The following is a 13,187-nucleotide window of genomic DNA, read 5'->3' on the forward strand; positions in this document are numbered from 1 at the left end:
GCCCTGGCATCCGGTCGCCACCTGCATTGATAACTAATCTATCGAGATCGAGGGTGACGACGGTCACACTCCGCTGTGTAGCCCGCCGGTTGCGGATGTGAGGTAGGACACCACCCGAAAGCAACGTTTCGGTCAACGTAGTGGACGCATGTGGTCAGCGGTGACCCCCGGATGACCGTCTGGCGGCCGGCCGGTGGAACTGCTCGGCGCGCGGGCCGGGCGCGGGCCCGCGCCGTTCAGTTGGCCAGCATGATCACCGTCAAGGTCGCGTCGCCCTTGGTGCCGTCGGTGGCGGCGTCCGAGAGGGCCGATCCGAGGCCGTCGTAGGCCGTCGCGTCGATCTTGCGGAGCACCGACGGCTTCGACCAGATCAACACGTGCTCGCCCGCTGACAACCACGAGAGGTCCGTCAGGTGGTCGTACAAGGAATCGAGGCAGTGACCGAAACCTGCCGGAAAATCGAGGGCGTGGGCGATGGCCTCGAAGGCGGCGGCGGAGGTGGTCATCTCGGCGCCGTCGAGGGGGTGCGGGACCGCTCCCCGCTCCTTGACCTCGGCGATGGCGGCGGCGACCCCGACGGTCCGGGGCGCCCGTACAAACCGACTCAACATGGTTGCGGTCTTCCCCGAGACAGCCGCTTCCCACATGTCTGGGAATCTTCCGGATAAAACAACTCTCCCTATTGGCATATGCACCGCTTTTACGGTGCATTGTCATGGTTTTCTGTCAGATCTTTACTCCTGGTCATAAACGACGGTCGGCGGTAAATCGCTTGCGATCGAGTGTCTAGTTGTCAGACAATCTGACGCATGCGCATCTCAGAGCCGCTCCTCGTCGTGCTCGCCGCCGTCCTGTGGGGGACCGCCGGCACCGCCGGGACCTTCGCCGCCGCCGGGGCGGTCGCGCTGGCCGCCGCCCGGCTCGTCATCGGCGGCTCCGCGCTGGCCGCGTTCGTGCTGCTCCGGCCCGGCGCCCGGGTGCGGCCCAGCCCAACGCTGTTGCTCGGCGGCCTGTGCGTGGCCGTCTACCAGCTGTGCTTCTTCGTCGCGGTGAACCTGACCGGCGTCGCGATCGGCACCGTCATCCTCATCGGCAGCGGCCCCGTCTTCACCGGCCTGCTGTCGTGGGCGCTCGACCGGCGCGCCCCCAGCCGCCAGTGGATGTGGGGCACCGCCGCCGCGATCGTCGGCTGCGCCGTGCTGCTGCTCCCGGGCGGCGGCGCCGTCGACCCGCTCGGCGTCGGCCTGGCGCTGGTCGGCGGCTTCATCTACGCCTCGTACGCCGTCATCGCCGCCCGCGCCATCGTCGCCGGCAACCCCAGCGACGACGTGATGGCCGTCATGTTCGGCGTCTCGGCCGTGATCATGCTGCCGATCCTGCTGGCCGGCGACCTCTCCTGGCTCACCGACCCCGCCAGCCTGGCCACCGTCTGCTACCTCGGCCTGGCCACCACGGCCCTGTCCTATGTTCTGTACGGCCGGGGCCTGCGCGGCACCCCCGTCGCCACCGCCAGCACCCTGGCCCTCGCCGAACCGGCCGTCGCCGCCCTGCTCGGCGTCGCGGTCCTGGGCGAGACCCTCAGCCCCACGTCGTGGGCAGGTCTGGCCATGCTCGCGGTCAGTCTGATCGTGGTGGCCCGGCCGGAAAAAGTAGGCTCTCCGGCGTGAAGCTGCGCCCCGTCTCCACCGTGGAAGCCCTCGCGGACGCCCTGCGCACCCGCATCCTGTCGGGTGACGTCGCCCCGGGCACCCAGTTCCCCGAACAGGAGATCTCGGCGACCTACGGCGTGGCCCGCCCCACGGTCAGGGAGGCCATCGCCGCGCTCGTCCACGAGGGCATCCTGCGGCGGGAGCGCAACAAGTCGGCGTACGTGCCCGACTTCACCCGCGACGACCTCGACGACCTGCTCTACGTACGCCGCCCGCTGGAGGACCTCGTCGGCGCGGCCGTGGCCGGGCGGCGGATCGAGGAGGCCCGGCGGGCCCTCGACACCATGGCCGCGCTGCCCGACGACGCCCCGTGGGCCGGCATCGTCGCCCAGCACATGGCCCTCCACGAGGCCCTCGCCCGCGCCGCCGGCAGCCCCCGGCTGCTGCGCCTGTATCTGTCGCTCTCGGCCGAGACCCGGCTGGGGGTGGTGCGCCTGCGGGCGGCGTACCCAGATCGAGATGAAATGGTGACGGAGCACCGCGAACTGCTCGAACGACTGGAAGCGGGAACCCCGCAGGACGCGGCGAAAGCCGCCCGCGACCACCTGGTGTGGCGCATCTGACGCGCGGTCTTGCCGGACCATGCAAAGCCCGACACAATCGCGCCCATGCACGTGCCGGATACCTACGTGTACGTCACCGAAGAGGGCGTGACCCGCCACTACGCCGACGGTTCCGTCGAGGCGCTGGCGTGGGAGGACGTCATAGAGGTCAGGGTCGGCGGCGTCACCGCGTCCGACGTGCTCATCGTCCTGGAAGACCGCGCGGGCGACAACTGCGTGGTGCCCCGGTCGGCCACCGACGCGACGTTCCTGGCCCGCCTCCGCTACCTCCCCGACTTCGATCTCGACCGCCTGTCGTGGGCCGTCGAGAACGCCGACGACGGCTTCGTCGTGGTCTGGCGCAGTCCCGATCCGCCTCATCCGCTCCCAGATTTGGAATACGACTAGCCAAGATCACCCCTGAATCCGACATAGAGTGACAAAGAGCGCCTGTTGTCACCTGGGTTTGGATTCAGAGCATGAACGCCGATCTGCGCAGTCTCATCGCGCGCGTCTGGGAACCGTCCGGCGACGCCGTCCGCGTGACCACGGGGGAGATCCCGCCGGGGTACCGCGAGGCCGAACGCTACTCCTTCACCGGCGACCGGCTCCGGCCACGCGGCGTCTTCGCCTTCCACCCGGTGGTCGTCAGCGTCCGCGAGGACGCCGACCCGAAGCAGACCCTGCTGATCTCCTGGCTCACCGCCCTCCTGGGCCGAGGCCCCCTGCGGGCGTCCTTCTCCCTACGCGCCGAGCGCCCCTACGTCTGGCTGCACTCCCGGGGCCGCGCCGTCGCCCGCGCGACCGTCGGCTGGAACACCGCGACCAGCGTGCTGGCCGTCAACGAGGCCGTGACCGTGGCCGCCCTCGACGGCCACCGCCTGGCCCCCCGCCTGCTGGCCGAATCGGAGTGGCAGGGCCACCCCGTGACGGTCACCTCCTGGACCGGCCGCCCCCACCGCCAGGGCGACCCGGCCCCGTCGCCCCAGATCATCAGGGACATCGCCTTCAGCGGCCCCCGCAGCCGGGTGATCCTGTGTGAGTCGGCGTACTGGAAGCGCCTGCGCGCCGAGATCGCCGCCCTCCGCGAGGCCCCCCGCCTGTCGGCCGTCGCCGACCGCCTGGCCGAGCGTCTGGAACGCTGCTACGGCGACGTGGCCCTGACCTTCGGCCGCTGGCACGGCGACCTGGTCCCGGCCAACGTCCTGTGGTCCGGAGGCCGCCCCCGCCTCGACGGCTGGGGCCTCAGCGCCCCCGACGCGCCGCTGGGCTTCGACATCCTCCACTGGCACTTCCACCAAGCGCTCGCCACCCGAGGCGCGACCCTCCACGACGCGTCGTCGGCGGCGGGCGACGCGGCGGTCAGACTGCTGGGCGAACTGGGCGTCCCGAGGGAGGCCCGCCCGCTGGTGGCCTGGCTGTTCCTGCTGGAGACGGCCCTGCGCGCCTACCGCGAACGCCTCGACGGCTCGGCCTGGAACCCGGCGATCTACCCGGCGATCATCCACGTCCTGTCGGAGGGCGGCGTCTACGCCGCTCCCTGAGGCTCGGGGTAGCGGCGGTCGCAGGCCGGGCAGGCCCATTTCTCGTCGCGGACCACGCAGCCGCCCAGGACCAGCCGTTTCTCCTCGACGGCGCGCTTCAGTTCGTCGGTGAAGTGCGGGTAGCCGTACGCGATCGGGACCAGGCGGCCCGTGCCGCATTCCGGGCACTGCGGGGGCGGGATCATGTACGGGTAGACGCCCCGGAAGCCCTCGAAGTTCGCTTCCGTATGATCACGAAGAGTGACATGGGGGTGTGGGTATGGCCGGAAAGCTGGTTCTCGTCCCGGGGTCCCGGGGGCTGGGGCGCAAGGTCCTGGAGCGGCTGCACCGCATGGACGTGCCCGTTCGCGCCATGGTCCGCCGTGACGACCAGCGGGCCGAGGAGTTGCGGGGCCTCGGCGTCGACGTCGTGATCGGTGATCTGACCAAGCCCGAGACCGTGGCCAAGGCGCTCGACGGGGTCTCGCGGATGTACTTCGGCATGACCGTCTCGCCCGACCACCTGCTGGCGGCGGCCGTGGTGGCGTCGGTCGCCAGGGAGATGCGGGTGCTCGACGGGCTGGTCGACCTGTCGCAGATGACGGTGTCGCAGATGACCGCCACCAGCGTCGGGGAGTCGGACCAGCAGCGCCTCCACTACCTGGCCGAGCGGGTCTTCGACTGGTCGGGGCTGCCGGTGATCCACGTCAGGCCGACCGTCTTCCTGGACAACCCGCTGTTCACCACGCTGGCCGCACGCTCGATCAAGGAGAACGGCACGATCGCGCTGCCGTTCGGCTCCGGGCGCACCTCGCCGATCGCCACCGACGACGTCGCCCGCGTGGTCGCGGTGATCCTGCGCGACCCGTCGCCGCACATCGGCGAGGTCTACCAGCTGACCGGGCCGCACACGCTCGACATGCACGGCGTGGCCGAGGAGTTCGCCAAGGCGCTCGACCGGTCGGTCACCTACCGGGACGTCCCGCTGCACCAGTGGCTCACCGACGTGCTGCCGAAGACGGGCCTGCCGGCGCACACGCAGCAGCACATCGCGACGATGGCCCGGCTCCACCGCGAGAACCGCTACGACCGGGCCACCGACGACGTCTTCCGGGTCACCCGGCAGATCGCGCAGACGGTCGAGCAGTTCGTGGCGGCGCACCGGCGCCTCTACGTCAGTTGACCTGCTTGGTGTTGGACGTCCCCCCGTAGTCCTCGAAGTACTGCTCCAGTTTGTCGTCCCTGATGGCGGCGTACATGATCTTGGCGGCCTTCTCGTCGAGACGGACGATGCTGGCGCCCTTGACGGTGTCGGTCCCGGCCAGCGGCAGGGTCGCGGCCACCAGGCTGCCGCCGCGGATGTTGCGCAGCTCGATCGCCAGGTCGCGCAGTGTGCCGATGGAGACGCCCGAGTCGACGCTGATCGACTTGGTCAGGGCGCCGAGGAAGTCGTTCAGGGCGAACGGGTCGGTCAGCACGCCGCCGTTGATCAGCTTGTCGGCGACCGCGCGCAGGAACGCCTGCTGGCGTTTGATGCGGTCGAAGTCGCCGCCCGGCAGGCCGTAGCGCTGGCGGACGAACAGCAGCGCCTTCTCGCCTTCGAGGTGCACCGTCCCCTGCGGCCAGGTGATCTTGTTGGCGGTGTCGTACGTCTCCTTCGACACCTCGACCTCCACCCCGCCGATGGCCTTGCTCATGGCGACGAACCCGCTGAAGTCGAGGGCGGCGAAGTGGTCGACGCGCACCCCCGACAACTTCTCGACGGTCGAGATGAGGAGTTTGGGACCGCCGTATGCGTATGCGGCGTTGATCTTGTCAGTGCCGTGTCCGGGGATCGGCACGTAGGAGTCGCGCGGGATGCCGACGAAGAAGACGCGGGCCCGGTCGGCGGGCAGGTGCACCAGCATGATCGAGTCGGCGCGGTTGAAGCCCTTCTCCCCCGGGCGCGAGTCGGAGCCGATGAGCAGCCAGTTCTGGGCCTCGCCCACGGGCTTGGCGGGACGCTCGGGTTCGGCGGGGAAGACGTCGTCGATGCGGGTGATGTTGCGGTCGTAGGTGTACTGCCGCTCCATCGCGATCGTGAAGAGAGCCGCCAGCGGAAGTGACAACACCAGTAAGGAGACAATCAAAATGTTACGACGGCGTTTAGAACGCTTTTTCGGTACTGGCTCGTCTGTGGTTTGGGTCACGTCAGGACGTCCCGATTGGAGAGCTGCGAGGAGGCCGAGTAAATCCAGGTGGAAGCGGGTGCGCACGCAGCTGTCCAGAGCCGCGCCTGAAGTATAAATGGCCTTATGTGGACATTCAGATGAACTTTCCCTCTAAGTTGCGGCGATCTTACGATCGTTCCATCGTTCACAGACTTCAAGGTCAACAAGATCAGTCAGTGATCTAGGTAAACCAACGGTACAGGTGGGGCGTCCGTCAGGTAACAAGTGTGGGGGAAAGGCGCATCTGCGACATGGGTGTTGCTCTTGAAGAGGCAGTTCGTTCCGGGATCGGAGATCCCGGCTGGTCACGGCGCTACATCCGCGCCGCCGTCGCCATGGACACCCTCAGTGGTGCCGCGGCGATCCAGGGCGTCCTGCTCGCGCGCTTCGCGCTCGGCATCGCCCATCCCGTCGAGGTGCCACTCGGGCTGGCGATCGCCACCGGCTGGCCGCTCACGGTGGGACTCGTCGGGGGGTACGACCGTCGTCACATCGGCGACGGCGCCGACGAATATCGAAAGATCATTCATTCCGCGGCCATCCTGGCGTCGGTCGTCGCGATCAGCGCCTACGTCACCCAGACGTCGATCGCCCGGTCCTACGTGATGGCCGGCATCCCGATCTGCGCGCTGCTCACGCTCGGCGTCCACTACGCCCTGCGCAAGCGGCTGCACCGCCGGCGCCGCAACGGCGAGTGCCTGCGGCGGGTGGTCGTGGTCGGCCACTGGACCTCGGTGCTCGACCTGCACGCGCAGTTCTCCCGCGAACGCCACCACGGCATGCGGATCGTGGCCGCGTGCGTGCCGCCCGACCAGGCCGGGCAGCTGCCCTCGCAGGTCGACGGGTTCCCGGTGCTCGGCGACTTCAAGAACGTGCCGGAAGTGGTGGTGGCGGCGCAGGCCGACAGCGTGGCCGTGCTCGCCTGCCCCGAACTCGACGGCCACGCGCTGCGGCGGCTGGCCTGGCAGCTGGAGGAACGCGGCACCGAGCTGCTCGTCGCCACCGCCCTCATGGAGGTCGCGGGGCCGCGCATCAACATCCGGCCGGTCGCCGGCCTGGCGCTGCTGCACGTCGAGCACCCCGACATCCGGGGCATGCGGCAGGCGATCAAGAGCGTGTTCGACCGGGTCGTGGCCAGCATGGTGTTATTGATGCTGCTGCCGTTCATGCTGGTCATCGCGGCGGCGGTCAGGCTCAGCAGCCCGGGTCCGGCGCTGTTCCGGCAGGCCCGCGTCGGCAAGGACGGCGAGGTCTTCACCGTCTACAAGTTCCGCACGATGACGGCCGACGCCGAGCGCCGCAAGATCACCCTGCGAACGTTCGGCGACGACGGCAACGGGGTGCTCTTCAAACTCAGGAACGATCCAAGGATCACCCCCCTCGGAACGTGGCTCCGGCGCTACTCCCTCGACGAGCTCACCCAGCTCATCAACGTCATCAAGGGGGAGATGTCGCTGGTGGGGCCGCGCCCGCCGCTGCCCGAGGAGGTCGCCCAATACGGCGACGACGTGCGGCGGCGGCTGCTGGTGAAGCCCGGCATGACGGGCCTCTGGCAGGTCAGCGGCCGGTCCGACCTGACGTGGGAGGAGTCGGTGCGGCTCGACCTGCGGTATGTCGAGAACTGGTCGCTCACCCTTGACGTGCTCATTCTCTGGAAGACGTGGTCGGCCGTGTTCGGCGGGCGGGGAGCGTACTGAAAACAATGAAGGCCCTGGTTCTGGCGGGAGGCTCGGGCACCCGCCTGCGGCCCATCACGCACACGTCGGCCAAGCAACTCGTACCGGTGGCCAACAAACCGGTGCTCTTCTACGGCCTGGAGGCCATCGCCGACGCGGGGGTCCGCGACGTCGGCATCGTCGTGGGCGACACCCAGGCCGAGATCGAGGCGGCGGTCGGCGACGGCTCGCGGCTCGGCCTCAACGTCACCTACCTGCGGCAGGACGCGCCGCTCGGGCTGGCGCACGCGGTGAAGATCGCGCGCGACTTCCTCGGCGACGACGACTTCGTCATGTACCTGGGCGACAACTTCATCGTCGGCGGCATCCGCTCGCTGGTCGCCCGGTTCGGGCACGACCGGCCCGCCGCGCAGATCATGCTCACCCAGGTGCCCGACCCGACCCAGTTCGGCGTCGCCGAACTCGACGCCGACGGCCGCGTCGTCGCGCTGGAGGAGAAGCCGAAGGAGCCCAAGAGCGACCTCGCGCTGGTCGGCGTCTACCTGTTCACGTCCGCCGTCCACGAGGCGGTGGCCGAGCTCAAGCCGTCGGCGCGCGGCGAACTGGAGATCACCGACGCGATCCAGTGGCTCATCGACGACGGCCGCCGGGTCGAGTCGACCGTCATCTCGGGCTACTGGAAGGACACCGGCAACGTCGCCGACATGCTCGAAGTGAACCGGCTGGTGCTGGAATCGCTCCAGCCGGCGGTACGCGGCCAGGTCGACGCCGCCTCCGAGCTCATCGGCCGCGTGGTCGTCGAGGAGGGCGCGGTCGTGACCGGCTCGCGCATCGTCGGCCCGGTCGTCATCGGGCCGGGCGCCCAGGTGCGCGACTCCTACGTCGGGCCGTTCACCTCGGTGGCGGCCGGCTGCGTCATCGCCGACAGCGAGATCGAATACTCGATCCTGCTGGCCCGTTCGTCCATCACCGGGGTGCGCCGGGTCGAGGCGTCGCTGATCGGCCACGACGTCGAGGTCACCCCGGCCCCCAACACGCCCCGGGCCCACCGGCTGGTGCTCGGCGACCACAGTAAGGTGCAGATTTCGGCATGACACGTGTCCTGGTCACTGGCGGCGCCGGGTTCATCGGCTCTCATTTCGTGCGCACCCTGCCCGATGCGAAGATCACCGTCCTCGACAAGCTGACCTACGCCGGCAACCGTGCCAACCTCGACGGGGTCGACCACGACTTCGTCCACGGCGACATCTGCGATCCCGCCCTGCTGGCCGAGGTCGTGCCGGGCCACGACCTGGTGGTGAACTTCGCCGCCGAGAGCCACGTCGACCGGTCGATCGACGGCGCGGCCGACTTCGTGCGCACCAACGTGCTCGGCGCGCAGACCCTCATGCAGGCCTGCCTCGACGCCGGGGTGCCGAGGGTCGTGCAGGTCTCCACCGACGAGGTCTACGGCACCATCGAGACCGGCTCGTGGGACGAGAGCGCCGCGGTGAACCCGCGGTCGCCCTACTCGGCGGCCAAGGCCGGTGGCGACATGATCGCGCGGGCCTATGCGGTCACCCACGGGCTCAACGTCTCGATCACCCGCTGCGGCAACAACTACGGGCCCTACCAGTATCCCGAGAAGGTCATCCCGCTGTTCGTGACCAACCTGCTCGAAGGGCGGCGGGTGCCGCTCTACGGCGACGGCGGCAACGTGCGCGACTGGGTGCACGTCGACGACCACTGCCAGGGCATCCGCCTGGTGGCCGAGGTCGGCGAGCCCGGCGAGGTCTACCACATCGCCGGCACGGCCGAGATGTCCAACCGCGAGCTGACCGAGCAGTTGCTCGCCGCGTGCGGCGCGACCTGGGACAGCGTCGACTTCGTCGACGACCGCAAGGGCCACGACCGCCGCTACAGCCTCGACGACACCCGGTTGAGGGCTCTCGGGTACGCCCCCCGCTGGACCTTCGACCAGGGTCTGGCCGACACGGTCGCCTGGTATCGCGACCACCCGACCTGGTGGAAGCCGCTGCGGGGGTGGTCGTGACCCGCTGGCTGGTCACCGGCGGCGGGGGCATGCTCGCCACCGATCTGGTCCGCGTCCTCGACGGGGCCGACGTCCGCGCACCCTCCCGCGCCGACCTCGACATCACCGACGAGACCGCCGTCGCCGAGGCCGTGAACTGGGCCGACGTGGTGGTGAACTGCGCGGCGTGGACGGCGGTCGACGACGCGGAGACCCACGAGGACGCCGCCCTGAGGATCAACGCTCCGCGTGCGCTGGCCGAGGCGGCGGGCCGCAAGCTCGTCCACCTGTCCACCGACTACGTCTTCTCCGGCGAGGGCCGCGAGCCCTGGCCGGAAGACGCCCCGACGGGCCCGGTCAACGCCTACGGCCGCACCAAGCTGGCCGGGGAGGAGGTCGTCGCCGACCACCACGGCACGATCGTCAGAACCGCCTGGTTGTACGGCGCCCACGGTCCCAACTTCGTGCGCACGATGGCCCGTCTCGAACGCTCTCATGAGGTCGTGACCGTCGTCGCCGACCAGCACGGCCAGCCCACCTGGACCCTCGATTTGGCCCGCCAGATCGTCGACCTGGTCAACGCGGGCGCGCAGGGCGTCTTCCACGGCACCAGCTCCGGCGCCACCACCTGGCACGGCCTGGCCCAGGAGGTCTTCCGCCTGCTGGGCGCCGACCCCGAGAGGGTGCGGCCGGTCGGCTCGGAGGCCTACCCCCGGCCCGCGACCCGTCCGAAGAACAGCGTGCTGGCCCACGGCGGGTGGGCGGCGGCGGGCCTCAAGCCGATGCGCGACTGGCGAGAGGCCCTGCACGACGCCTGGCCGGAGCTCTAGAGGGCCTTCTCCGCCGGAGAGACGATCACGTCCCGGGAGCCGTAGCGCGGCAGCGGCTCCTCCGACGCCAGTTCGGCGTCGGTGATGACGTGCAGCGCGTCGTGGCCGATGGCGCGGATCTCGTAGTTCTCCGCGCGCAGGTCGCGCAGCACCTGACGGAGCGCGGGAACGTTCCTGAGCACCTCGACGACGATCGTGGGCCGGGTGGCCAGCAGCTGCGGCCAGACCGCGCGCAGCACGCCGGCCTCGTAGCCCTCGATGTCGAGCTTGATGAGGTCGACGCCCTCGACCAGCTCCGACATCTTCACCGTCTGCACCGTGATCGTGCGGGAGGCCGGGCGGTTGCTGATGCCCTCGCCGCCCTCCGACAGGTAGGCCCCCGTCGGTGCGACGTAGCTCTCCTGGTCGGGCAGCGACAACTCCAGGGTCGCGGGCGCGTCGTCGGGCACCACGGCGGCCTGGATCACCTTCACGTTGACCAGCTCGTTGAGCTCGGCGTTGCGCGTCACGATCGCCGCCGCCTCGGGGTTGGCCTCCACCGCGACGTACGGGGTGCTCCCGGCCGCCTCCGCGCCCTGGACGGTGTAGTAGCCGATGTTGGCGCCCAGTTCGAGGATGCCGGTGGCCTTGGCGCACAGGTCGCGCCAGCAGGCCGTCTCCATGCCCTCGTAGCCGCGCTCGCCGTACCAGAACAGGATGCGCACCAGCCGCGACTCGACGGCGGCCAGCCGGATGCGGGGGTTGTCGGGCAGCGCGAAGTCGTCGACGAAGCCCAGCGGGCGGTGCCGCAGCACCTTCACCACCTGGCCGAGCAGGGTGCGGGAGACCCCGGAGGAGGAGTGGAATCCCGAGCGGGTCTTCATCGTCACCGCGGGCGGCACCACGACGAGGGCGCGGGAGAGCATTTCCCGGGCCCGCATTCGGACGCGCAGGACAGGCGAGAGCTTTTCGACCATGGACTTCTCTCGAATCGGGGCAAAATGTATCGACCCACAATAAGGGCGACCATCCTCTTTTTTCAGGACCCAATTCGATCAGGAAATATCGGACCCGCCCCTCCCTCCAGGGCGGGTCCGCCCCGCGTCAGCGCGCCCGGAGGCGCAGGTCGAAACTGATGTCGCTGGAGTCGGGCCGATCCTGGTGGATCTCGACGGTGATCGTGTTCTGGCCCTGCTGGAGCTGGCCGGGCGACAGCGCCACGTCGGTCCACTGCGACTCGGCCGCGCCCGAGATGGTGGACAGGGCCCGGCTGGCGGAGGTGATCGTGCCGGCCGGCAGGTTGTCGCGCCAGATCTCGGTGCCGTTCAGGTAGACGACCGCGCCGTCGTCGCGGATCACGCTCATGGTGACCTGGCTGAACGTCGCGGCGACGCCGAAGGTCGTGCGGAAGTAATAGGTGATGCGGCCCGTCGCGACCGGTTGCCGCTCGTCGCCGTCGCCGAAGCCGAACTGCGCCAGGCCCTGCGGCCAGCCGGAGTCGTCGAACCCGGCCGCCCGCCAGGCCGTGCCCTGGTCGCTGCCGTTGTCGAGGTAGCGCCACGACGAACCGGCCGGCACCAGCGTCACGTCGCCCGACGGCGGGATCAGCGGGAACTCCGTGTAGTTGGGCCGGGAGACCCCGTTGAGCTGGCCGTAGCCGCCGCCCGCGCGCAGCGCGTCGGGCCCGGCGTGCAATGCGAACACCTGCCCGTTGGCCGTGGGCGCGAAGTCGGTGTCGACCGCGCCGGTCCCGGCGTCGACGGCCGCGAAGTCACAACGCTGGAAACCGGCGAAGTCGGGGCAGAAGTGGCCGGCGGCGTACACGTAGGAGCCGCGTACCGCGACCGACTCCACGTCGCCGTCGGCGGTGCGCTCCCAGCGGCGCGACCCGTTGCTCAGGCGGTAGGCGGCCAGCCGTCCGCCGACCCCGGCGATGGCGGTGTAGACGCTGTCGGAGTCGGCGGCCAGGTCGAGCACCCAGCACTGGTTGCTCGGCAGGTCGCAGCTGGGCGGCGGGGCCCAGCCGGTGACCGTGCCGTTGAGGCCGACCGAGCCGAGGAACAACCGCGTCGCGCCGCCGAGGGTGCGGAACTGGCCGCCCACGATGACGCTGCCGCCGTCGGGCGCGGCCGCCATCGCCATGATCGTGTTGTTGGCGCCCGGGTTCCAGCCGCGCAGCGCGCCGCTGACCAGGTCGACCGCCGCCAGCCGGGTCCGGTTCTGCCCGGCCAGCTGCGTGAACGCCCCGCCGGCGTAGAGCGTGTCGCCGATCACGGCCAGCCCGCGCACCGTGCTGTTCGCGGCGGGCGTCCAGCCGCCCACGACGCTCCCGCTGCTCAGGTCGATCGCCGCCAGGCGGGTGCGGGTCTGCCCGGCCACCGTGGTGAAGTCGCCGCCGAGGAACACCCGGCCGTTCGCCACCGCGAGGACGTGCACCGCGCCGTTCACCGCCGGCGACCACGAGCGGACCAGGTCACCGCTGGCCGCGTCGAGCAGCGCGACGCGCTGGCGGCCGACCGTCTCACCGGTCGCGGAGTGCCGCAGGCTGGTGAACTCACCGGCGATCACCACCCGGTCTCCCGTGTGGGCGATGGCGAGGACCCGGCCGTTCGGCAGCCAGTTGGCGCGGGGCTGGGCCGAGTAGTCGGCCGCCCACGCCGGGGCCGCCAGCAGCCCGGTCAGCAGGAACAAGAGGGATGACACGGCC

General features: G+C 70.2%; 14 protein-coding genes. 9 read left to right on the top strand and 5 right to left on the bottom strand.

The window, feature by feature from the left end; all coding sequences use genetic code 11:
* Positions 1-236: 236 nt before the first annotated feature.
* A complete protein-coding gene (locus AW274_RS12025; RefSeq protein WP_083974053.1) occupies positions 237-611 on the bottom strand; it encodes a barstar family protein in 375 nt (124 codons plus the stop codon).
* 198 nt (positions 612-809) lie between these two features.
* Between AW274_RS12025 and AW274_RS12030 the strand changes: the two genes are divergently transcribed.
* From AW274_RS12030 to AW274_RS12045, 4 genes are all read left to right on the top strand, one after another.
* Positions 810-1,667, top strand: a complete 858-nt coding sequence (locus AW274_RS12030; protein WP_062431086.1) for an EamA family transporter — start codon at positions 810-812, stop codon at positions 1,665-1,667.
* On the top strand, positions 1,664-2,272 hold the full coding sequence (locus AW274_RS12035; protein WP_062431087.1) for a GntR family transcriptional regulator: 609 nt from the start codon (positions 1,664-1,666) through the stop codon (positions 2,270-2,272). The genes AW274_RS12030 and AW274_RS12035 overlap by 4 nt, the downstream gene beginning before the upstream one ends.
* Before the next feature lie 45 nt (positions 2,273-2,317).
* On the top strand, positions 2,318-2,659 hold the full coding sequence (locus tag AW274_RS12040) for a hypothetical protein (RefSeq protein WP_062431088.1): 342 nt from the start codon (positions 2,318-2,320) through the stop codon (positions 2,657-2,659).
* A gap of 71 nt (positions 2,660-2,730) precedes the next feature.
* Positions 2,731-3,795, top strand: a complete 1,065-nt coding sequence (locus AW274_RS12045; RefSeq protein WP_062431089.1) for an aminoglycoside phosphotransferase/kinase family protein — start codon at positions 2,731-2,733, stop codon at positions 3,793-3,795.
* Here the strand turns inward: AW274_RS12045 and AW274_RS12050 are convergent.
* Positions 3,780-3,980 (bottom strand): hypothetical protein, encoded by a 201-nt coding sequence (locus AW274_RS12050; RefSeq protein ID WP_062431090.1) that lies wholly within the window; start codon positions 3,978-3,980, stop codon positions 3,780-3,782. The two genes, AW274_RS12045 and AW274_RS12050, sit on opposite strands and share 16 nt — an antisense overlap.
* A gap of 74 nt (positions 3,981-4,054) precedes the next feature.
* Here AW274_RS12050 and AW274_RS12055 point away from each other — a divergent pair, with 74 nt between their 5' ends.
* Entirely contained in the window at positions 4,055-4,957 is a 903-nt protein-coding gene (locus AW274_RS12055) for an NmrA family NAD(P)-binding protein (protein ID WP_062431091.1), read from the top strand.
* Here the strand turns inward: AW274_RS12055 and AW274_RS12060 are convergent.
* On the bottom strand, positions 4,950-5,885 hold the full coding sequence (locus AW274_RS12060) for an LCP family protein (protein ID WP_157520040.1): 936 nt from the start codon (positions 5,883-5,885) through the stop codon (positions 4,950-4,952). The two genes, AW274_RS12055 and AW274_RS12060, sit on opposite strands and share 8 nt — an antisense overlap.
* Positions 5,886-6,235: 350 nt before the next feature.
* Here AW274_RS12060 and AW274_RS12065 point away from each other — a divergent pair, with 350 nt between their 5' ends.
* From AW274_RS12065 to rfbD, 4 genes are read left to right on the top strand one after another with little or no spacing between them, the layout of a single operon-like run.
* Complete coding sequence (locus AW274_RS12065; RefSeq protein ID WP_062431093.1) at positions 6,236-7,681, top strand: sugar transferase; 1,446 nt, start codon at positions 6,236-6,238, stop codon at positions 7,679-7,681.
* A 5-nt stretch (positions 7,682-7,686) separates the two neighbouring features.
* Positions 7,687-8,754 carry a glucose-1-phosphate thymidylyltransferase gene (locus AW274_RS12070; RefSeq protein ID WP_062431094.1) on the top strand — a complete coding sequence of 356 codons (1,068 nt, stop codon included), beginning with the start codon at positions 7,687-7,689 and terminating at the stop codon, positions 8,752-8,754.
* Positions 8,751-9,692 carry a dTDP-glucose 4,6-dehydratase gene (gene rfbB / locus AW274_RS12075; RefSeq protein ID WP_062431095.1) on the top strand — a complete coding sequence of 314 codons (942 nt, stop codon included), beginning with the start codon at positions 8,751-8,753 and terminating at the stop codon, positions 9,690-9,692. Before AW274_RS12070 ends, rfbB begins: the two co-directional genes overlap by 4 nt.
* Positions 9,689-10,501 carry a dTDP-4-dehydrorhamnose reductase gene (rfbD, locus tag AW274_RS12080; protein WP_062431943.1) on the top strand — a complete coding sequence of 271 codons (813 nt, stop codon included), beginning with the start codon at positions 9,689-9,691 and terminating at the stop codon, positions 10,499-10,501. Before rfbB ends, rfbD begins: the two co-directional genes overlap by 4 nt.
* Here the strand turns inward: rfbD and AW274_RS12085 are convergent.
* Together AW274_RS12085 and AW274_RS12090 are read right to left on the bottom strand one after the other, a co-directional pair.
* Entirely contained in the window at positions 10,498-11,421 is a 924-nt protein-coding gene (locus AW274_RS12085; RefSeq protein ID WP_198169147.1) for an FkbM family methyltransferase, read from the bottom strand. The two genes, rfbD and AW274_RS12085, sit on opposite strands and share 4 nt — an antisense overlap.
* 163 nt (positions 11,422-11,584) lie before the next feature.
* The gene (locus AW274_RS12090; protein ID WP_198169148.1) at positions 11,585-13,183 is read right to left on the bottom strand and encodes a PQQ-binding-like beta-propeller repeat protein; all 1,599 of its coding nucleotides are present in this window, start codon (positions 13,181-13,183) and stop codon (positions 11,585-11,587) included.
* Positions 13,184-13,187 lie beyond the last annotated feature (4 nt).

The sequence above is a fragment of the Herbidospora daliensis genome, assembly GCF_001570585.1.
GTDB classification, from domain to species: domain Bacteria; phylum Actinomycetota; class Actinomycetes; order Streptosporangiales; family Streptosporangiaceae; genus Herbidospora; species Herbidospora daliensis.